Genomic DNA, 20,720 nt, shown 5'->3' on the forward strand with positions numbered 1-20,720 from the left:
CTACACGAGCAAAAAATTATATTTTATACCCGTTCTCCCGGCTCCGACGCGATTGCCACGAGATTTCCTGCTAGCGTCCACCGCCTTACATCATTAGGTAGAATAAAATGTTGTCCCTTTCGCAATGAATAGGCGGTCCCATTAACCGTAATGCTACCAACACCATCCAGTACCGAAACCAACGTATATGGAGCTTCTCCCCGCGCAAACGTCCCGGCTCCATCAACAACCTGCCAGCGATAAACCGTAAAGAACGGCGTCTTTACAAATCGTGTTACCCTAACGTCTCCGATGATGATCTCTTCCAGGGTTAACTGCGGATCACTATGCGGAACGTTCGTCACCGCAACGGATTGCTCAATGTGAAGCGGCCGCTTCCTCCCCGTTATCGAATCAACACGGTCAAAGTCGTAAAAACGGTACGTTGTATCACTGCTCTGCTGCGTTTCAAGGACCATAATTCCCTTTCCGATAGCATGAACAGTCCCACTCGGAACGTACAGGAAATCGCCCGCCTTAACGGGAACCCGCCGAAGGAGTTGATTCCATTGTCCCGTTTCAACCATTTTCCGTAATTCCGCCCGGTTCTTAGCATGATGACCATAAATCATCGTTGCACCCGGATCGGCCTTAATCACGTACCAGCACTCTGTTTTCCCCAGTTCGTGCTCATGTTCCATTGCGTATGCGTCATCCGGGTGTACCTGAACGGAAAGATCCATCTTCGCATCCAAAATCTTAGTGAGTAACGGGAAAACATTTCCTGGGGCGTTCCCAAACACATCCCGGTGCTTGGCCCACACCTGATCAAGGGACATTCCCCGATACGGTCCGGTTGCCACCGTGGCCAGTCCATGCGGATGGGCGGATATGGCCCAACATTCTCCCGTGTGATCACTGGGAATATCATAGCCAAACTCATCATGAAGCCGGGTACCGCCCCACATTTTCTCCTGAAAAACTGGCGTTAAGAAATATGGTTCACCCATTGTTCATTCCCCCTGAAATTATTTTCTCCCATATACTAGACTTATGAAACCGACTCCTTTTCAGCAAGGTAAACCTGCACTACCTCCGCTCGTCGATCAATAAACGTGTGATTATCTTGCTGCGGGTGCACCCGATTAGTCAGTAAAATCAACGCATCGTGCGCCTGTTTATCAATCAACAGCATTGGCCCGGTATAACCTGTGTGGTGAAGACATACCTGCCCGCTAGACGTATATCGAAGATCCCATCCCAAAGACCGCCCCAGCGTTCCTGTTGGAGTCCAATCAGCGAAAAGCCGGTTAATAAGCGCGCTGCTAATAATCGGGTGCTGGAATTCATCCGTCATCATCCACTGACAAAAGGTTATTAAATCATCCAGCGTTGTAAACAAACCAGCTGACCCACACCTGCGCTGTAATTGCCGGGCTTTCGGGTCATGAACAACACCACGTAAAACATTCCCGCCTGGCGTCACCGTAGTGGGAACGCACTTAGCCGGATCACGCGGAGTAAACGTACTGTGCCGCATTCCTAACGGTCGAAGGACAATGCGCCTAATGGCCTCTTGAACGGGCATTCCCGTCACAGCCTCAACCACTAAACCAGCAAAAATCAATCCCAAATCCGTATAACGCACCTGCCGCCCCAACCGTGAACCAATATGAAGGCCCATCAATGCATTAATTAACTGGGAACCCGTTAACTGGTCCCGGTGGGGAATATAACCGCTAATTGCCGCCGTGTGGGTCAACAAGTGCCGGATAGTAACGCGGGAATCAAAAAACTCCGGAAGATACGTTACTACCGGACAATCCACATCCAGCTGTCCAGCCTCCATCAAATGCAACAACACCGTAGTCGTCCCCACTACCTTTGTAAGGGAGGCTACGTCATATAACATTCCTGGACGGAGGGGTTCGGCTTGAGGGATCACGGCCGCCTTCCCCTCGACACGCTTAATTACCGTATCGCCGTGAATTAGCGCCCACGCCATTCCTGGGACTACGCCGGTCGTAATCATTTGGTTTAATAACGCCGTTGTTTGGGCAAACATCGCTTCTTTTCCCCCCCTTTAGATATAAAAAAAGAGCCCACCTCCGTGAACTCCCAGTGATTGGGCATACTGGATTCGAACCAGTACATTACGGATTCAGAGTCCGCTGCCTTACCAGTTTGGCTAATGCCCAATAATTATCAACCGACTTTTACAGTATATTAATTTATTCCTTTACTGTCAATAACATTTCGCGTTTTTTTCGCAAAAAAATGGCGTCCCAGCTGGGACGTCATTAACACTACTAATTATCCTACTCAAACATCTTCTTAGTTGCCCGGAATAACGTTTTCGGATCCTTATCGTACCGCGGGTTTTTAACTAACCGTTTCATCGGTACTCCCGCAAAGTGGAACGCAGCAATTTCGCCAGAACGAACCGCGCTTTGTTCGGTAAAAATCATCTGATACGGCTGTTCAACAAATTCCCCCGTAAACGCTAAGTTCGTGGAGTTTGCCGGAATTATCTCCGGCCGGTCACTCTTAGCCCGATTGTTAAACAAGGCGGAAGCATACGGCATGTAAACTGGAATGCAGTTAACTACGCTGGCCATAATTTCCTTTTTCTTTGATTTAATATTTACCGGCCCCGGATCAACCTTAGACAGCTGCCCAATTAATTCTTCAAGCATTTCCTTCCCGGTCATCTTAATGTACTGCTTGTCAACGAACTCACCGTGGCGCCGCGGATACAAGAAATACCCCCACAAAACAGTCTCGTTCGGCTTCTGGGTTGTAAAGTGCGGCTGATGATGCACCACAATCGACATATTGACGTCCTCGTGACCAAGCGGCGTAATCGGTTCCGTTGAAATGAAGGAGTTCAAGGCATTTCCTGGTTCTTGGGTGGTAATTCGCGTAATTTCGTTTAACAGAAGATGGTTATTCGTTGTTAACGTGAAGCTAACCCATTCGCTCGCATCACGGTCTGCAAAAAACTTATCCGGATTCCCAAGGTTATAGAAGTGCTCCGTGGCCTTCTTCCATAGACTTGAAGCCGCCCCATAGTCCATGTTTTCAGATGCAGGTGTATTAAAGTCCCCGATAGTAGCGGCGTCGGTAATTGAACCATTAGTAAAGATTACCGCCGTATCATCATCAACGGTAACGTGTTCTTCTTCCCCCGTTTCAGTATTTTCCATTACCAGTCCCGTAACAGTAATCTCATCTTGCATGGTTGTTTCCTTAAATTCCCAATCCGTAACGCGCCGGTTTAGAATAATGTGGCATCCCTGTCCTTGTAAATACTTAATCAGGGGTAACATGATACTTTCATACTGGTTGTATCGTGTTCGATTAACCCCCACAAGATGCTCAATTTGGGTGAATTCGTAAATCATCTGGTGCATGTAACGCCGTAATTCCTGTGCGGAGCTTTGTGTTCGGAAAGCAAAGGTTGTCTCCCACATGTACCAGAAGTTCGTCTGAAACATGTGCGGGTCATCCTTAAAGTACTCAGCAATTGTTACGTTATCAAGCCGTTCTTCCTGACTATCCGGCATCATCACCAGCTTCGTTAATAACAAACGATCCTTATTATTCAATCCAAGTTTCCCGCCATCAACGATGCCGACACCGCCTTTTAATAACCGTGCCTTATCATACGTCCGATGGTGGGCGTCAAAATCGCGCGTATCCTCTGCCGCCGTCATTCCCGGCTCCGTTACTGACGGGACCCGCGCTAGTAGATCCATCAAATCTACATACGTCCGGTAGTTTAACATCCGGCCACCCCGGGCAATAAAACCCTTTGTATTATTCATCGGGTAATTCTTGTTCCAATACTCGCCGGCCTGCGCCTTATCGGTTGATCCGTCATTGGAACCATGGTCATCAAGGCTATAGAATGTGATGTTTTCGCCATTCCACTTTCCTTCCTGAATCAGATACACAGCGGCCGCCATGTTCGCTAACCCCGCACCAATCATAATCGCTTTACGTTTAACCATTATTTTCATCCTTTCACCTAAGCTCATTAACGTCTGCTTCTAGTATAATGAAACCAAATTAGTAAGTCGAGCGAACCGTTGCAATAAATAATATTATTTTAAATTATGGCTATCCTTAATAAAAATACAATAAGCGGCGCCGGAAAATCTCCCAGCACCGCTTTCGCCTTTATTATTTTCCTTTAGCCACGTGCATTTCACACTGCTTTTTCCCGGTATAACGGTATGCCTTCCGCTTCAAATAACTTAACAGTTGCGCTTCATTGTCAAATTCCCGCGGATGCACCTGTTTATGCAGGCGAAGTGAAATCTTGTTAATCTTAATCCGGCCAGTAATCGTATAATTATAATCAACGATAAACCGGTTGTTCAGATTATCCGGATCCTTGCCAAAGCGTAGAACGTACACCCGCTCAGGTACCATCATTGGATTAACGTGCTCTTTATCGTAAGAAACACCATACGCACGTAAAAGGTTCTTAGTTCTTCTTAGCATGTTGATCTCCTTTCTGACAGTTCCATCTTTAACTCTATTATAACAATTTTATACTGCAACTAGTACTACAAAGAATGGACTGTGATTAATCACAGTCCATCGCACGTGTTCTGCTTATCACCCGTACGGGGATCGAACCCGTAACTCCGCCTTGAGAGGGCGACGTCTTAACCAATTTGACCAACGGGCAATACCAAAAGTACTCTTACTATTATACAGGTTCGGCCACTATTGTCAACTCTTAACTACTACTTTTTTATCAGTGCGAGAAACCATAAAACCAGTAACACCACGCACCACCCGACGGCCATCAAAACCACCCATGCAAGGAACTGACTCTGGAGCAGGATATTTGCAGCAAACAAAATCATTGTAGTAAGGCACCAAAAGATTAACCGGTCCTGGATATAATGTGCTTCCCTTTTCACGGTCCACTCCTGCTAATTCCACCATTCATCAAACTGCATCATTAAGTGTTGCATTGCCCGACCGCGGTGACTTACCTTGTTCTTTGCAGCTACCGTTGTCTCCGCAAACGTTGCGTGCACTTTCGGACAATAGAAAAGTGAATCATACCCAAACCCGGCAACCCCCTGTTCGTGCAGCGTAATTTGACCGTCACACCGTCCCGTAGCAATTAACGGCGCACTTCCATCAGGCTTAACCGCCACAATGACCGTCTCAAAGTGGGCCGTTCGCTCTTCCACTGGAACCCCTACAAGGTTCGTCAGCAATTTTGCGCGATTGGCTGCATCATCGTGATCACCCGCATACCGGGCGGTATATACTCCAGGCTCTCCGTTCAGTGCATCTACAAACAACCCTGTATCATCCGCCAAAACGGGGATTGTCAACGCCTCAGCAATTGTTTGGGCCTTAATCATGGCGTTTTCCCTAAGGGTTGTTCCCGTCTCATGAATTACCGGAACATCGTTAAAATCCGCCAACGTTTTAACGGTCAATCCCTTTGGGGCAAAAAGCGCTGCGTATTCCCGCGCTTTTCCCGCATTGCCCGTTGCAACTACAACCGTCTTTTTCACGTAATCACCCTCCAATCAACTTGCTTCCATTATGCCAAACAAGCTACGCCGTGACAATTACCACTTGTTCTACAGCTTAGGCTTAATACAATAAACGGGCCAGCGTTTTTCTAACACTGACCTGCTTATTATTTACACTTAGTTCAAATACTGTTCGATTTCCTTCTTTAGGGCTTCCTTTGGATGGTAACCCACAATTGTATCAACAACTTTCCCGTCCTTCTTAATTAACATCGTTGGGATACTCATGATTCCGAACTGTTGGGCCAACTCTTGGTTTTCGTCCACATCCACTTTGCTGAAATGTACGCGATCACCCATTTCATCGTCAAGCTCTTCAACAACCGGTCCCTGCATCCGGCAAGGACCACACCATGTTGCCCAAAAGTCGGTGAACGATACGCCGTGTGCAGTCTTCTCATCAAAATTCTTTGTCGTTAACTCTTCCATGTTAACCCCTTCTTTCTTACTTTTCGTAAGTAATTATAACACAGTTTATGTTTCCCGGTGCATCAGATGCCCCCACCGAAACTACTTAAAGTGTACCACCGTTGCACCGTTTCCGCCCGCATTCGGGGCTGCAAAGTTAAAGCTCTTTACTGCTGCGTTATTCTTAAGGTAGTTTGTAATACCCGTTCGAAGTGCTCCGGTTCCCTTTCCGTGCACAATCGTCACTGACTGATACCCGGCTAAAAGAGCGGCATCTAGGTAACGATCAACCTTCGTCATTGCGGCATCATAACGTTCTCCGCGTAAATCCAACGTGGGTGATACGTGACTTGCACGGGCCGTTTTAACGGTTGGATGTGCCCGTTTTCCACCGGATTCCTTTCGCGGGGCACGCACCTTCTCCAGGTCCGCCTCATCAATCTTCATTTTCAAAATCCCCAGCTGAACCTCCCACTGGTGGTTCCCGGCCTTACGAAGAAGCACTCCGCGTTGGCCATACGATTTAACAAGAACGTCATCGTTGGCATGAAAAACATACTGTTGCTTTGCCCGTCGCAATACCCGGTTTTTCCTTAACGTCGGGTTCTGCTCTAAGGCATTTAGCTTTCCTTGGGCCGCAATCAATTTATCTTCCTTAACGGGGGCGTGTTGCTCGTTCCGCATCCGCCGCAGGTCGCTAATAACTGCGTTAGCCTTCTTTTTAGCATTGGCAACCAGTTCGTTAGCGGACCGTTTCGCCTGGTTCATCAGTTGCTCTCGCTCGTTGATAAATTGAGTAAACCGTTTACTTAAATCAGCGTGCAGTTCCGTCGCCGCCTCAAGGTTTTTATTAAGCGCAACCTGATCGTTCTCAAGTTGCCGGCGTTTTGCAACTAAATCGGCAATCATATCGTTGAGATCCTGGTTATCATCAGCAGTTAAATTACGAGCTGCTGTAACCACCGTCGGATCCATCCCCAGCCGCTGGACAATATCAAACGCATTACTCCGTCCAGGAATTCCAACCAACAGATGATACGTTGGCTGAAGTGTTTTGCTGTCAAATTCCATTGAAGCGTTGATTGTTCCTGGCCGTTCGTACCCGTAGGCCTTTAATTCTGGATAGTGCGTCGTTGCCACAACAAAACTGCCCCGCGCGCCAACTGCATCCAGAATGGCAATTGCTAACGCCGCTCCTTCCTGGGGATCCGTTCCAGCACCAAGCTCATCAAAGAGGACTAACGCGCGCGCATCCGCCTGCCGCATAATCGCAACGATGTTTGTCATATGCGCTGAAAATGTACTAAGACTTTGCTCGATGGACTGTTCATCCCCAATATCGGCAAAAATATCACTAAAGACGCCAATCCGGCTTTCCTCAGCCGCGGGGATAAACATCCCGGACTGTCCCATCAACTGAATCAACCCAAACGTCTTCAACGTAATTGTTTTCCCCCCGGTATTGGGCCCCGTAATTACCATCGCCTGATAATCCGCCCCAATAGCGAGATCGTTTTTCACCGCCTTCTTTGGATCTAAAAGTGGGTGCCATGCCTGACGGAGATACACGTCATTTTTAGGGGAAATCGCTGGCTTGGTTGCCCGGAGGTGTTTAGCGTACCGGGCCTTGGCATTAATGAAATCAAGCTGGCCTAATACCACCGCGTTCCCTGCAAGCTCAGTCGTATACGGCACAAGTAACGCTGATAATTCCGCTAATATTCGTCGAACTTCTTCAGCTGCTGCTAACTGCTGCTGGCGAAGCCGGTTGTTAAGGGTAACGATTTGTTCTGGCTCAACAAAGAGCGTTTGGCCAGATGCGCTCTGGTCGTGAACGACACCCCCAAACCGGCCGCGGTTTTCCGCTCTGACCGGAATAACGTACCGGTCATCCCGCAACGTAATAACCGCATCACTCAGGTACTTCGCATTTGCGCCGTGCGTATAACTATTTAGTTCCGCCCGAATATTTGCTTCCGTACTAGTAATCTGGTGCCGAAGCCGTTTTAGTTCCGGCGAAGCATCGTCAGTAACGTGACCATCAAACTCAACGGAGCGAATCAAACGACTTCCAATTTTAGGAAGTGTTACCAACTGTTCTAAAAGGTGCGTAATAACGGGGAGTTGCGCATCCTGCTCTGCAGTCAACTGCTTAAAAAACACCCGCACCTCGTTTGCCGCGCGGAGCACCCGGGCAATTGAAGCAAGCTCTTTCCCGTTAAGGGTTGCTCCCACTTTAAGCCGTTTAAGCGCGGGGGTAATTGTTACAAGTTGTGGAAGCGGGATCCCGCCCTTCAACCGCAACACATCCATTCCATCCTGGGTGCCAGCTAACTGCTCTTTAACCCACGTCAAATCCGTGTGGGGGGTTAGTTGGTCAACGAGTTGCGCTCCCATCGCCGTTGTCGTCTCTTCCCGCACAGCATGTTTAATTTTTGCATACTCTAAAGTAATCAGGGTTTTTTTATTCATTATCATATCCCCCCTACGGCTATTGTTCGTTAATAACCGGTTGTTGTTGGCCAGAACCCCCCTGCTCTGCAGGAGTAACGCTGTTAGTCGTCATAGTTGACAACCCCGGGGTCTTCATTAACATGGCATTCGCCACCATTGACGTACTGACTGCTTGCCGAACAGATGCTACTGGCCAAGCGCTTAACAAAAGGAGCCCACCGAAAATAACCACGTAGGCCGTTAAAAATGAAAACACCGCCCCTGCTAACCGGTTAAGCGTTGCAAGAAGCGGCAAATCTGCAATCCGATTGATTGCCCGAACAATAAACCGTGCAATAATCCCACAAATAATCGCCACGACCCAAAACGCAACGAACTTATAAAACATCAGGTTCAGGTTAACGCGCAAAAGAAGCCAGTCTCCGGTATTCGCAACCGCTGGAAAAATTCCCGCCAAAAAACGGCCCACCGTACCGGACAACCGAATACTGATGATAAACGTAACGATCACGCTAATAAAATTCAAAATTCCTCGAATTAATCCCCGCCGGTAACCATGCCGCAGCGCTAACAATAGTAACAGAACAATAATTACGGAAACCATCCCGTCAACCTCCTAAGGACGTTTACTCCTTGCTTTTTTGTTGGAGCGCAAGTTGGTCGGCCACTGCATTTACAGCTGTTAAAATTGCCGCCCGTTCATCTGAAATCCCGGGCATCTGCTCCTTAATCGCTGCCAATTGCTGGTTCACTATACCCACGACCGCATTCATGCGGGCCATACTAGCCTCCCCAATGATAATGTATTCCTTGCCGCCAATTTCCACTTTAAAACGACGCTTATTTTCCGTCATCTAATTCGCCTCACTAATCCGTAAAATAGTTTGTAATCACTACATTAACCACGCTAATAATTAACGCCACTACTAGCGCCCACCCAAAGTTAGCAAAGGCAAATGCTCCTCCAACCACCAAGGCGGTTAACTCCAACATTACCGCGTTAATTACCCACGAAAAGAGTCCTAGTGTCAGCACAGTAATTGGTAATGAAATAACCGTTAATAACGGCTTAACTACCATATTAAGGACACTCAAGACAACAGCCGCAATCAGGGAAACCCAAATACTGGCCACATGAAAACCTACCGGGAAAAAGCCCGCTACCGCTAAGAAAACAATGGCATTAATGATAATTCGTTTCCAAAAACCCACGTTAATCGTCCTCTCGGTGTTCATGGACGTCTCGTTCATGAACATCAGTAATAATCTTTCTTCCCGCTGGGCGCTTCTGCCGCGCTGAAGTGGTCGTCCGGTTAGTAAACATATCAGTCCACGCCGACCGCGAATTAGTCGACTCACCATCTTCCGGTGCCCCCATCAGCAGGTAACATACCAGGTATAACCCCACCGGCAAGACAACCATTCGGGGAAACAACATGCAGATAACGGTAATCCCTACCCACGTTGCGCGCAGGTAGTTTGCCCTGATTCCCCAGTGGGCCGCTAACCCACCACAAACGCCTAATAAAAACTTATTTTGTGTTGACCGGTGAATCCGGGATTCCTTCATTTTAGCTCACCTACCCGTGAATAAACCGCTGCGGGGAACGTCACAATTCCCACTTCATGGGGAACCCCCGCATATAAACTACTCTCAACTAACTTCATGTCCCCCGTCACTGTCCGAACGCGCAAGCGGCAATACGCTGCGCTGCGTTGCAGGGCCGCGTACAACTCCCGGTGATTATGGACCGGCGCATCATTGCACGCCACCACAACGTCACCCGGACGTAATCCCATCCGCGCTGCTGGCGTTGCTGGACGAACAGCGACTACCCGGATTCCATCCGTTGCGGCTGTCACAACCGGGGAGTGATGGTGGATTCGCCACCATTGATTGCCAATATCGTAACAGCTCACCATTACCAACGCAACACCTAGCCCCGCCCGGAGCGCTGAGTACCCCGTAAAGCTTCCTAAAAGCGCCAGTCCGCACTGAATGCCAGTCACCATTTGAAGGTGGCGCACTACCGGTGCCGTTGTTTTTTCCTGAATTACCCGGTGAATTCCTACTGGGAAAAATATGATAACGGGAATCGAGCCTTGACGGGTTCCTACCATCACAAACGCCGGTAGGATGGTCGTTTCCCGCCACTCGTACCGCGCAAAGACATGGTGACGCCGGTTCATTACCATCCGGGGACTAACTTTCTGACCACCAAACAAGCTTAAAATTAACCGGGTAATACAAATAAACACTGTAAATACTAAAGTAGCGTGCAGTGCGCCACCATCCTTGGTAATCAGTGTCAGCCCAACTGGAACTAAAATCAACAGCGGTGTTAAATTATGCCACCAATTGGTTAATGCCACTATTCCAGCGAGAAAACCATAAACAGCCACCAACTCCCAACTTACGGTTACCCGCATCAAAATTGTCCCGCCAATACCAATAAGAGCCATTCCGCCAAAAGCCATGATAAAGTGCCGGCCCTCATACCAATCACGGTCAACGGCTTGGCGCCACTGGTGGCGTTCCTGACGAATTCGTACCAGGTAATTAATTCCGGGCATCACGCCACCCAACCATAATAATGGATTAAATACGATCGCTCCGAGGAGCCACCCAACTACTTTCATTTACTAACTCCTACTGGGGATTTTGTTGTTGCAGTTTCCACTGAAGGTACGCATTAATGAACGGATCCAAATCACCATCCATAACCGCCTGACCGTTCCCCGTTTCATAATTGGTCCGGTGATCCTTAACCATCGTGTATGGATGGAAAACGTACGAGCGAATCTGGGAACCCCACCCAATTTCAAGCTGCTCTCCCTGAATAGCAGCCTTCTTCTTGGCCTGTTCTTCTAGTTTCATTTGGTAGAGCTTAGCCCGCATCATTTTTTCTGCGGTTGCCCGGTTTTGAAACTGGGACCGTTCCGCCTGACTGGAAGTTACAATTCCCGTTGGGATATGAATTAACCGAACAGCAGAAGATGTCTTATTAATGTGTTGACCCCCGGCACCACTTGACCGGAAAACCTCCATTTTAATATCTTCAGGCCGAAGTTCAACTTCAACGGAATCGTCAAGTTCGGGCATTACGTTTACCGACGCAAACGAAGTATGCCGGCGACCCGCCGCATCAAACGGAGAAATCCGGACCAATCGGTGAACCCCCCTTTCGCCCCGAAGGTATCCATACGCGTTATCCCCCCTAATCAGAAGGGTTACGCTTTTAATTCCGGCTTCATCCCCCACCTGGTAGTCCGCCGTTTCAACGGCAAACCCGTGCTGGTCAGCCCACCGCTGGTACATCCGAAAAAGCATGCTTCCCCAGTCCTGGGACTCGGTTCCCCCAGCTCCTGGGTGGATTTCTAAAATAGCGTTATTTTGATCGTATGGTTCGTTTAACAGCATCCGCAGCTGGTAGTCTGCCAACTTCTTTTGAACCGCTTCAAAGTTTGCGGCTAACTCAACCTGCACGTCCGAATCAGTTGGATCCTCTGCTGACATCTCACACAAAACAGTTAAATCTTCCAGCGCTGCTCCAAGCTGTTTATAATTATCATACTTTGCCTTCAATTGATTATTGGCGGCAATCACTTTTTGCGCGGCCTGCTGGTTGTCCCAAAAACCCGGAGCTGCCATTTGGTGCTCATTATCGGCAATTTCTTCTGCTAACCGATCTAAGTCAAAGAGACCTCCCAAAGTCTGCGACTTTTTCATTCATTACCTTAATTTCACGTCGGTAATCACTTAATTCCATTCAAAATCTCCTCCGCCCAAAAAGGAGGCTGGGATTTTCATCCGCACCTCCCCACCATGTTTCGTTCCTATCAGCTACCGCCTAACGTTTTGCCGGATTTCCGCTTTCAAGAACAGCCGCGTTACGTCTTCTTCAATGTCAGCAACCATTTGTTCAAACATCGTGAAGCCATCGGACTGGTATTCAACTAGCGGATTCAACTGTCCGTAGCCCCGGAGTCCAATTGATTGCCGGAGCTGGTCCATTTCATCGATATGATCAGTCCACCGGGTATCAACTACCCGAAGAATGCAGACCTTCTCAAACTCAAGCATCTGCTCCGAATCAGGTAATTGTTGTTGCTTTTTAGCGTAGACTTCCTCAGCCCGTTCGTCCAGATAGCCCATGATTTCCTGGGGATTCTTTCCCTCTAAATCATCAAGGGCAATCGTATCCTCCTTTACCATGCTTGACTGGGCAAAATCGAGAATGGCCTCTAAGTCCCATTCATCCTTGTTTCCCTGGGTGTGCACCTCAACAACATGCTTAACGGTCCGCTTAATCATCGGCATGATTACCGGCTTTAAGCTTTCTTCTTCCATGATTACCTGTTGCCGTTGGGCGTAAATTACTTCCCGCTGGGCCCGCATTACATCGTCGTACTGAAGAACTTGCTTCCGCGTATCGTAGTTGTTTCCTTCAACCCGCTTCTGGGCGGATTCAACCTGCTTGGTAATCATCCGGGATTGGATAACTGCATCGTCATCAGCAACCTTCATTTTCTCTAACACGGCCTTGATCTTTTCTGAACCAAAGCGAAGCATTAGATCATCTTCGAGCGAAAGATAAAACTGACTTAATCCCGGATCACCCTGCCGACCAGACCGTCCCCGCAACTGATTATCAATCCGCCGGGATTCGTGCCGCTCCGTCCCAATAACGGCAAGACCGCCAACTTCTCGGACCCCAGGGCCGAGTTTAATATCAGTTCCCCGCCCGGCCATATTCGTCGCAATGGTTACGGCTCCTTTTTGACCAGCATTAGCGACAATCTCGGCTTCCTTGGCATTATTCTTAGCATTTAAAACAGCGTGGGGAATCCCTTCCTGATCAAGTAATCCTGACAAATATTCAGACGTTTCAACGGCAACGGTCCCAACCAGAACTGGCTGCCCCTTGGCATGCCGCTTCTTGATGTCTTCGACTACCGCCGCAAACTTACTCTTTAACGTTGGGTACAGTAAATCCGCCTTATCCTTCCGAATAACTGGTTTGTTGGTTGGGACTGTGATGACTTCCATGTTATAAATTTCACGGAATTCTTCCTGTTCCGTCTTAGCCGTCCCCGTCATCCCGGATAACTTCTTGTACATCCGGAAGAAGTTTTGATACGTAATGTTGGCCATCGTCTTGGTTTCTTCCTCGATGTTAACACCTTCCTTAGCCTCAATGGCCTGGTGCAACCCGTCAGAGTACCGCCGGCCGTCCATAATCCGCCCGGTAAACTGGTCAACAATTAGTACTTCACCATCGCGCACAACGTAATCTTTATCCCGAAGCATAATGTAATTTGCCCGCAAAGCATTATCAAGGTGGTGCGTCAAAGCCGTATTATCCGGATCAAACAGATTCCGTAAGGCAAAGTACTTCTCCGCCTTCTGGATTCCCCGCTCTGTCAGCGATACGGTCTTTGATTCAAGGTCAATCTTAAAATCGTCTTCCTTGGTAAGGGTCTTTGCAAACCGGTCCGTCCGTTTGTAAAGAGCAGTTTTCCCAGTTGATTGCCCCGAGATAATCAGTGGCGTCCGGGCTTCGTCAATCAGAATTGAGTCTACCTCATCGACAATCACAAAATTTAACGGCCGCTGAACCATGTCTTCTTTGTAGACCACCATGTTATCCCGCAGGTAATCAAAGCCAAGTTCACTGTTCGTCGAGTACGTAATATCACAGTTATACGCCTGCCGCTTTTCTTCGGGTGACTTATTGGCGACGTTTAATCCAACGCTTAACCCTAACCATTCGTACAGTTCACCCATTTCCGTAGCATCCCGGCCGGCCAAATATTCATTAACCGTCACTACATGAACTCCCTTACCAGCAAGCGCATTCAAGTAAACCGGCATCGTTGCCGTCAGGGTCTTCCCCTCACCGGTTTTCATTTCGGCAATGTTTCCTTCGTGGAGGACAATTCCCCCAATGATCTGAACCCGGTACGGGTATAACCCAAGAACCCGCTTGGCTCCCTCCCGACAGACCGCAAAGGATTCCGGCAAAAGTTCATCAAGGGTCGCCCCCTTTGCATAGCGCTCCTTTAACGCGGGGGTTTGCGCCTTTAATTCTTCATCGGACAAAGCCGCCATTTTATCAGCGAGCGCCTCGACCTTATCAGCAATTTTTCCTAGTCGTCGCAGTTCACGTTTATCACTTTCGACCCATTTTTTCAGGATGTTTGTCATTGATTTAATCCCTTCTCAGTCGTATATTTTCAAGTCCCGGCACTTGGGCCGTAATCCAATAGAATATCGGTTTTTATTTTAGCATTATACCCGGATTAGAAGCAAGATGCGGCAGCTTTTAAACAAAGAATCCCACCTGAAAGTTGCCACACTCCAAAATATAAATTGACGCCCCATACACCTTTTCCACTTCATTCCCCCAACCATTTACTTGGAATGAAACAATAAGGAGGACAAGACAACGGCTCATCCTCCATGATGGTAATACTTTTTATTACATTTCGTCTGGTGCTTGAACACCTAAAAGTCGCAGGGCTTCTTTGAGAACTAAGGCAACGCACTTAACAAGTGCTAGGCGAGCATTCCGGCCGGCATCCTCCGTCAGGATTCGGGAGTGTGCGTAGTACTTATTAAACGCCTTCGCAAGGTGCAACGCGTATTTGGCGACCACGGATGGTTCGTATTCGTCCATCGCCCGCTTGATAACCGCCGGAAAATCTCCCAGTAACCGCAGAGTCTCCCAGGCCTGCGGATCATCAACGGCAAATGCCTGGTCTGCTGTTAGTTGCGGATTCCCTGCCTTCCGCAAAATACTCATTGCCCGAGCGTGGGAATACTGAACGTACGGCCCAGTTTCTCCCTCAAACCGCACAACTTCGTCCAGATTAAAGTCAAAGCTGTTTAGCCGTTCGTTCTTTAAGTCGTGGAAGACTACCGCCCCGATTCCCACAGCACTGGCGACCTTATCTTTATTAGCTAATGTCGGGTTTTTGGCGGCAATTTGTTTCTCCGCTAGGCCAATCGCATCGTTAAGCACCTGATCAAGGAGCACTACATGCCCTTTTCTGGTGGACATCTTCTTCCCGTCCTTGGTAATAAGGCCAAACCCAATGTGATGAATTTCATCGGCCCAATCGTACCCCATCTCCGTTAGAACGGCTTTTAGTTGATCAAAATGATTTGTTTGTTCGTTACCGGCAACGTACAAAGACTGAACAAAGTTGTATGTCCGCTTCCGGTACAGGGCTGCTGCCAGGTCCCGGGTAATATAGAGAGTAGCACCGTCCGAACGCATAATTAATGCCGGATTAAGGTTGTATTTCTCCAAATCAACGATCTGAGCTCCCTGACTTTCATGCAAAAGCCCCTTTTGTTTCAGCAAGTCAACAACCTCATCCATCTTATCGTTATAGAAGGCTTCCCCGTTGTACGAGTCAAAGTCAATTCCCAGTTTCTTGTAAATTCGCATAAACGACTTCAATGATTCCGACCGGAACCACTTCCACAGTCGGGTTGCTTCTTCATCACCATCTTCAAGCCGCTTAAACCAGTTCCGGCCCAGATCATCAAGCGCTGGATCCTTTTCAGCCTCCTCATGGAACTTCACGTAGTACCTCAACAAGGTGTTAATCGGGTCCTGCTTGACTTCTTCTTCACTCCCCCACAACGTGTACGCCGCCATGAGCTTTCCAAACTGGGTTCCCCAATCACCCAAGTGGTTAATCTTAATTGGATGGTAATTCGTCTTCGCAAGCAAGAGTGCAATTGCATTCCCAATTACCGTCGATCGGAGGTGACCCATTGAAAACGGTTTAGCAATGTTGGGGGAGGACATATCTACCGTCACGTTCCCTCCGTGGCCGAGATCCTGGTCGCCATAATGCTCCTGTTTCTTTAAAATCGTTGCCAAAATTTCCTGACTATACTTCGCCTTATCAAGGAAAAAGTTAACGTACGGGCCAACCGCTTCGACCTTCTCAAACCCCGTTTTGTCAATTTGGGTGACCAAATCAGCTGCGATTTGCTGCGGTGCCTTGTGGAGGACCTTAGCTAAGATAAATGCCGGGAAGGCGTAATCCCCACGCGCAATCTCCTTAGGAACCTCAACCTTATCCATAATTTCTTCAGCAGGGGTTGGCGCACCGAGCGTAGCGGAAATCCGAGCCGCAATTTGTTGCTTATAGTCTACCATTTTAACTCCTTTCAGCAGAAAAACCCCGTCCCTTTATTAAAGAGACGAGGCTTCCCGCGGTACCACTCTAATTGATCTTCAATCCACTTTGATATTTAACTAAACCCTCAAAAGCGCGCTTCCTGCAGGCCGAACACCCGGCTTCCACCCTCCCAGACTCGCTTTTGTCCTCCTCTGCAGTACTCTTCTTTCTCATCAGGTATTAAAAAGGCATCCCACAAACAATGAGATGTCACTTAAGCGGATGACGAGAATCGAACTCGCGATGCCAGCTTGGGAAGCTGGAGTTTTACCACTAAACTACACCCGCATCGAACGAAAGTTAGTATACCATACTCATTTTCGCTTGTCATGTGAATTACGAGATTTTTTTCATGTTCTTCTGGGCAATAATTACCCGTTCATGGTAATCGCTAACGGCAATCCGGTCTTCGTCATCATACTTAGTAATAGAAACCAACCCCGAATTATCGTATAGTTTCTCCAAGGTACCCTCAAAATCATGCTTTAAAGCCCCCATCTTCTTGCAGGTTACCTTATCGCCGACCGCTAACTTTGCTTTTGCCATTACATATCACCCCTCATAGTATGTTTGATACTATCAAATTTATTGATGCCGTGCAACTTTTTAAAACACGAGAAGCGGGGTCATCCTATAAACCCCGCTTCCGTATCACCAAAGTTAATGCTAATCAGCCGCTTCAATCATTCCATACCGTCCGTCACGCCGCTTGTAGACAATATTAACATCCGCCGTTTCGGCGTCACGGTAGATAAAGAAATTATGCCCTAACATATTCATTTGTAGAATCGCTTCTTCAGCATCCATTGGCTTTAAGGCAATGTTTTTGTTCCGAACGATTTCAAACTGCTGGTCTGACTGATCATCATCCGTTGCGGGCGTCACGAAGGCCATATCCTTAACGCCCTTTTCCCGCGATTTCCGGTTAACCTTTGTCTTATATTTCTTAATCTGCCGAACAAGTTTATCAGTAACTAAATCAATACTTGCATACATGTCAGAAGAAGTTTCTTCAGCCCGTAGAACCAGGTACGGTAACGGAATCGTTACTTCCACTTTAGCGGTTTTGTCAGGATAAACCTTTAAGTTAACGTGCGCAGTTGGCTTTGTCGCATCAGCAAAGTACTTTTCTAACTTGGCTAACCGCTTCTCCACGTATTCTCGAATTGCTGCCGTAACCTCGATATTCTCACCACGAACGTTGTACTTTAACATAGTACCCTCTCCTTTCACACGTAAGTACATTCAAGTGAACGCGCTTACTAACGCGGTGCAAGTGCATCTCGTCTACATCTATATTATATGATAAAGCACTACCGGAAACAATTATCTCTACTAAGAAATCTCCCTTTCTTACCGAGCCAGAGTTACCGAACGAATGTGCTGAACCCCCACTGCAGTCAGGGCTTTTCGCGCATGATACAGTGTCCGTCCCGTAGTATAAACATCATCAACCAACACGACACGCGCGAACCGCGCGGCACTTGGCTTAGCCTGAAACGGTTGTTTAGTTTGTAACCGGGCGGTGCGAGTCTTAGTACTTTGCTTTTGGTGGCAAGAAGGGATCATCATTAATCCCTCTTTAATAGCAATGCCGGAAAGAAACCCCACCACCTGATTAAACCCACGTGTTTGCCACGTTATATCATCAACCGGCAATGGGACGTATATCCATCCCTGCCACCGGGGATACCATTTCGTTAAAGCGGTCTGAAGTTCATCGCTAAAAACCCGTCGAAGCCGATAATCGCCCTGAAACTTATACCGTTGCATATAAGTACGCATTGCATTGTTATACGCGTATAATGCCCGGTTACATAACAAAGACGGCTGTTGGGATCGCCATCGTCGGCAGTCCGGACACAATTCTGGCCATTTACGACCACATCCCGGACACGTTGACCCGGTAAGCCGCACAAATTCTTTTCGGCAAGCGGAACACAGGTAATCATCCTGTATTCTCTGCCACGATAACACCCACCTAAAGGAGGACAAGGTTTTTAAAGCTCTCCCACATAACAAGCAATTCATCATCCCATCCTCCGGGCAGCCCGATTAAGGGCGCGAATTTGACGGTAAGCCGCCCGAACAACCGGCGTTATCCGGGTACATCCAAATAAAACGGTTCCCGTTGGTGCGGTGGGGGATCGTCCAACCCGGCCAGCAATTTGAACAAGAGCCGCAACAGTAAACACCGGATCATCCGCTCCTAAAATAATAACCTGAACGTCCGGAAAGGTTACTCCTCGTTCAAGAATCGTTGTGGTAACTAGATATTGCACCCGATGTTTCCGCATTGCAGCAACCTTTTCTTGCCGGCGTGGATCAGCCGCATAGACACTCGTTCCCCGCCAAGTCGGTAACTGTCGTTGAAGCGCACGCAGGACCGGTTTTAACCACTTAATCCGGGAAACAAAAATTAATACTGGTAAACAACGCTCCTGCCATCCTGCTAACGCTGCTTGAATCTTTGTGGGGAACATCTGTCGGTGAATTAAGCGTTCCCAATGCCCAATCCGAACAAACACGGGTTCGGGAAGAGGATAGCCATGGTACCGGGCAGGAAGCATCCCAATCTGGAAGCGATGCCGCCGTATAACTTTAAGCAATTGGGATGACGGCGTAGCAGTAAGAAGCAGCACCGCTGCATCCTCCTTAATCGCCCGTGCAGCAGCATAATGTAATCTTTTATCCGTAATAAACGGAAAAGCATCCACTTCATCTACTACTAAAAGATCAAACGCCCGGTAGAACCGCAAAAGTTGGTGGGTCGTCGCGACAACTAGTTGTGTATACCGGTATGGCGTCGACTCATCCCCCGTAAGAAGAATGGCAGTCACAGCTGGAAATGCAGTCCGTAGCCGGGGGAAAAGTTCCCGACAAACATCAATCCTGGGGGTAACCACCCCAACCCGCCAACCGGCAGCGAGGCCCGCTTCCAGTCCTGGAAAAAGCATTTCCGTTTTCCCAGCTCCCGTCACCGCCCACACCAGAAAACGGCGCCGTTGCTGAACGGCCCGCTTAATCTTTTCTGCTATCCGGGCTTGCGCAGGCGACAACTTTCCCCGCCATACGCACCGGCTCCCATCAAAGTGAAAATCATTTGGCTCGGGAATAGTGTATAATGAAGTTAATGTACTAACCCGCCCGAGTTGAAGGCACTGGGGACAGTATGCGTGATGGTGCGGCAACCGCCCTTGCCGCCACGTTACCTGCCCGCACCGTAAACACCACACTACCGGCCCCCACCTGTGAATCACCGGGACTTGTTGGATTTGTGGGCTATTCCTTAGACCGGCGGGTAACGGACCTGCCACAAGCCGCCCGTATAGTTCGCTCTTTTCCATCCCAATCCCTCCTTCACCATATAATTACGCTTAAAGGGGAATAATTTATCGGAGGAATTAGCTTTGACACCGTATTACACGATTACAACTCCTGGAAAGGCCACCCTCACAATTAAAAAATCAATATTTATTTGCCGAATTACCCGCACAACTTCTCCAAAAGAGGCAACTGCTTTTATTGAACGGGTTAATACAACTGAACGTAAGGCCCGACATAACTGCTTTGCCACCGTTATCGGTGACAACGACCAGTTTCAACGAATGAGCGATAACGGCGAACCTTCCGGAACAGCAGGCGTTCCCATTCTCAGTACCCTTCAGCAACGCCACCTCCACGATGTCACGGCAGTTATAACCCGCTATTTTGGCGGCATTAAACTAGGAACTGGCGGATTAATTAGGGCTTATCGGAAAGTAACAAGCACCGCAATCAATGCAACAACCATTATGACAAAGCGCTCCCAGCAAACTATCACCGTTACAACCGATTATGCACGGTTTCAAACCCTCCAAAATTACCTACAACAGCACCATATTCCGCTACTAACGACCGACTACACGACAGCCGTTACCACAACAATTACTCTTCCGGCAAACCAGTTCCCCGCCTTCAATCAGACAATTAAGAACCTCCTTTCTGGTCATGTAACGCTTCACGCAGGAAATATTCAGCCAACGTATGTTCCGGCAAACATAACACATTAAAAAACGAGGTTAGAACGGCTAAGTTCCAACCTCGTTTTTTGTTCACGTTCCTTGT

The 20,720-nt window shown here is 48.2% G+C and carries 21 protein-coding genes and 3 tRNA genes; 1 reads left to right on the forward strand and 23 read right to left on the reverse strand.

Features of this window, described 5'->3' with window-relative positions:
* Positions 1–23: 23 nt before the first annotated feature.
* From manA to ACI3E1_RS01925, 23 genes are all read right to left on the reverse strand, one after another.
* Positions 24–989: a mannose-6-phosphate isomerase, class I gene (gene manA, locus ACI3E1_RS01815; protein WP_405023971.1), complete on the reverse strand. Its 966-nt coding sequence runs from the start codon at positions 987–989 to the stop codon at positions 24–26.
* 41 nt (positions 990–1,030) lie between these two features.
* Positions 1,031–2,044, reverse strand: a complete 1,014-nt coding sequence (locus ACI3E1_RS01820; RefSeq protein ID WP_405023972.1) for a serine hydrolase domain-containing protein — start codon at positions 2,042–2,044, stop codon at positions 1,031–1,033.
* 60 nt (positions 2,045–2,104) lie between these two features.
* Positions 2,105–2,177, reverse strand: a tRNA-Gln gene (locus ACI3E1_RS01825).
* 120 nt (positions 2,178–2,297) lie between these two features.
* Positions 2,298–3,992, reverse strand: coding sequence for an oleate hydratase (locus tag ACI3E1_RS01830; protein ID WP_405023973.1), 1,695 nt, complete (start codon positions 3,990–3,992; stop codon positions 2,298–2,300).
* A 172-nt stretch (positions 3,993–4,164) separates the two neighbouring features.
* Positions 4,165–4,488 (reverse strand): hypothetical protein, encoded by a 324-nt coding sequence (locus ACI3E1_RS01835; RefSeq protein WP_405023974.1) that lies wholly within the window; start codon positions 4,486–4,488, stop codon positions 4,165–4,167.
* Between the two features lie 117 nt (positions 4,489–4,605).
* Positions 4,606–4,678: transfer RNA gene (locus tag ACI3E1_RS01840), tRNA-Glu, on the reverse strand.
* 44 nt (positions 4,679–4,722) lie between these two features.
* Positions 4,723–4,941 (reverse strand): hypothetical protein, encoded by a 219-nt coding sequence (locus tag ACI3E1_RS01845; RefSeq protein WP_405023975.1) that lies wholly within the window; start codon positions 4,939–4,941, stop codon positions 4,723–4,725.
* Positions 4,929–5,528, reverse strand: coding sequence for an XTP/dITP diphosphatase (locus ACI3E1_RS01850; protein ID WP_405023976.1), 600 nt, complete (start codon positions 5,526–5,528; stop codon positions 4,929–4,931). Before ACI3E1_RS01850 ends, ACI3E1_RS01845 begins: the two co-directional genes overlap by 13 nt.
* 138 nt (positions 5,529–5,666) lie before the next feature.
* Positions 5,667–5,978: a thioredoxin gene (trxA, locus tag ACI3E1_RS01855; RefSeq protein WP_405023977.1), complete on the reverse strand. Its 312-nt coding sequence runs from the start codon at positions 5,976–5,978 to the stop codon at positions 5,667–5,669.
* Between the two features lie 81 nt (positions 5,979–6,059).
* Positions 6,060–8,429 (reverse strand): endonuclease MutS2, encoded by a 2,370-nt coding sequence (locus ACI3E1_RS01860; RefSeq protein WP_405023978.1) that lies wholly within the window; start codon positions 8,427–8,429, stop codon positions 6,060–6,062.
* A gap of 19 nt (positions 8,430–8,448) precedes the next feature.
* Positions 8,449–9,015 carry a CvpA family protein gene (locus ACI3E1_RS01865; protein ID WP_405023979.1) on the reverse strand — a complete coding sequence of 189 codons (567 nt, stop codon included), beginning with the start codon at positions 9,013–9,015 and terminating at the stop codon, positions 8,449–8,451.
* 22 nt (positions 9,016–9,037) lie between these two features.
* Positions 9,038–9,265, reverse strand: coding sequence for a cell division protein ZapA (gene zapA, locus ACI3E1_RS01870; protein WP_405023980.1), 228 nt, complete (start codon positions 9,263–9,265; stop codon positions 9,038–9,040).
* A 13-nt stretch (positions 9,266–9,278) separates the two neighbouring features.
* Positions 9,279–9,623 carry a phage holin family protein gene (locus tag ACI3E1_RS01875; protein WP_405023981.1) on the reverse strand — a complete coding sequence of 115 codons (345 nt, stop codon included), beginning with the start codon at positions 9,621–9,623 and terminating at the stop codon, positions 9,279–9,281.
* 1 nt (position 9,624) lies between these two features.
* On the reverse strand, positions 9,625–9,981 hold the full coding sequence (locus ACI3E1_RS01880) for a PspC domain-containing protein (RefSeq protein WP_405023982.1): 357 nt from the start codon (positions 9,979–9,981) through the stop codon (positions 9,625–9,627).
* Positions 9,978–11,051 (reverse strand): PDZ domain-containing protein, encoded by a 1,074-nt coding sequence (locus ACI3E1_RS01885; RefSeq protein WP_405023983.1) that lies wholly within the window; start codon positions 11,049–11,051, stop codon positions 9,978–9,980. The genes ACI3E1_RS01880 and ACI3E1_RS01885 overlap by 4 nt, the downstream gene beginning before the upstream one ends.
* A gap of 10 nt (positions 11,052–11,061) precedes the next feature.
* A protein-coding gene (gene prfB / locus ACI3E1_RS01890; RefSeq protein ID WP_405023984.1) for a peptide chain release factor 2 occupies positions 11,062–12,181 on the reverse strand; the annotation gives its coding sequence in 2 pieces (ribosomal slippage) (positions 11,062–12,108 and positions 12,110–12,181; 1,119 coding nt in all).
* 74 nt (positions 12,182–12,255) lie between these two features.
* Positions 12,256–14,619, reverse strand: coding sequence for a preprotein translocase subunit SecA (gene secA, locus ACI3E1_RS01895; protein ID WP_405023985.1), 2,364 nt, complete (start codon positions 14,617–14,619; stop codon positions 12,256–12,258).
* A gap of 274 nt (positions 14,620–14,893) precedes the next feature.
* The gene (gene argS / locus ACI3E1_RS01900; protein WP_405023986.1) at positions 14,894–16,591 is read right to left on the reverse strand and encodes an arginine--tRNA ligase; all 1,698 of its coding nucleotides are present in this window, start codon (positions 16,589–16,591) and stop codon (positions 14,894–14,896) included.
* A gap of 239 nt (positions 16,592–16,830) precedes the next feature.
* Positions 16,831–16,901, reverse strand: a tRNA-Gly gene (locus tag ACI3E1_RS01905).
* Between the two features lie 48 nt (positions 16,902–16,949).
* Positions 16,950–17,159 carry a DUF2187 domain-containing protein gene (locus tag ACI3E1_RS01910; RefSeq protein ID WP_405023987.1) on the reverse strand — a complete coding sequence of 70 codons (210 nt, stop codon included), beginning with the start codon at positions 17,157–17,159 and terminating at the stop codon, positions 16,950–16,952.
* 120 nt (positions 17,160–17,279) lie between these two features.
* Complete coding sequence (gene hpf / locus ACI3E1_RS01915) at positions 17,280–17,828, reverse strand: ribosome hibernation-promoting factor, HPF/YfiA family (protein WP_405023988.1); 549 nt, start codon at positions 17,826–17,828, stop codon at positions 17,280–17,282.
* A gap of 138 nt (positions 17,829–17,966) precedes the next feature.
* The gene (locus tag ACI3E1_RS01920) at positions 17,967–18,590 is read right to left on the reverse strand and encodes a ComF family protein (protein WP_405023989.1); all 624 of its coding nucleotides are present in this window, start codon (positions 18,588–18,590) and stop codon (positions 17,967–17,969) included.
* Between the two features lie 53 nt (positions 18,591–18,643).
* The gene (locus tag ACI3E1_RS01925) at positions 18,644–19,960 is read right to left on the reverse strand and encodes a DEAD/DEAH box helicase (protein WP_405023990.1); all 1,317 of its coding nucleotides are present in this window, start codon (positions 19,958–19,960) and stop codon (positions 18,644–18,646) included.
* Positions 19,961–20,023: 63 nt separating this feature from the next.
* On the opposite strand from ACI3E1_RS01925, the gene ACI3E1_RS01930 reads away from it, so the two are divergent.
* Complete coding sequence (locus tag ACI3E1_RS01930; protein WP_405023991.1) at positions 20,024–20,665, forward strand: YigZ family protein; 642 nt, start codon at positions 20,024–20,026, stop codon at positions 20,663–20,665.
* The last annotated feature ends 55 nt before the right edge of the window (positions 20,666–20,720 follow it).

Origin of the sequence: Ligilactobacillus sp. LYQ139 (assembly GCF_045033025.1) — a bacterium.
In the GTDB taxonomy this organism is placed as follows: domain Bacteria; phylum Bacillota; class Bacilli; order Lactobacillales; family Lactobacillaceae; genus Ligilactobacillus.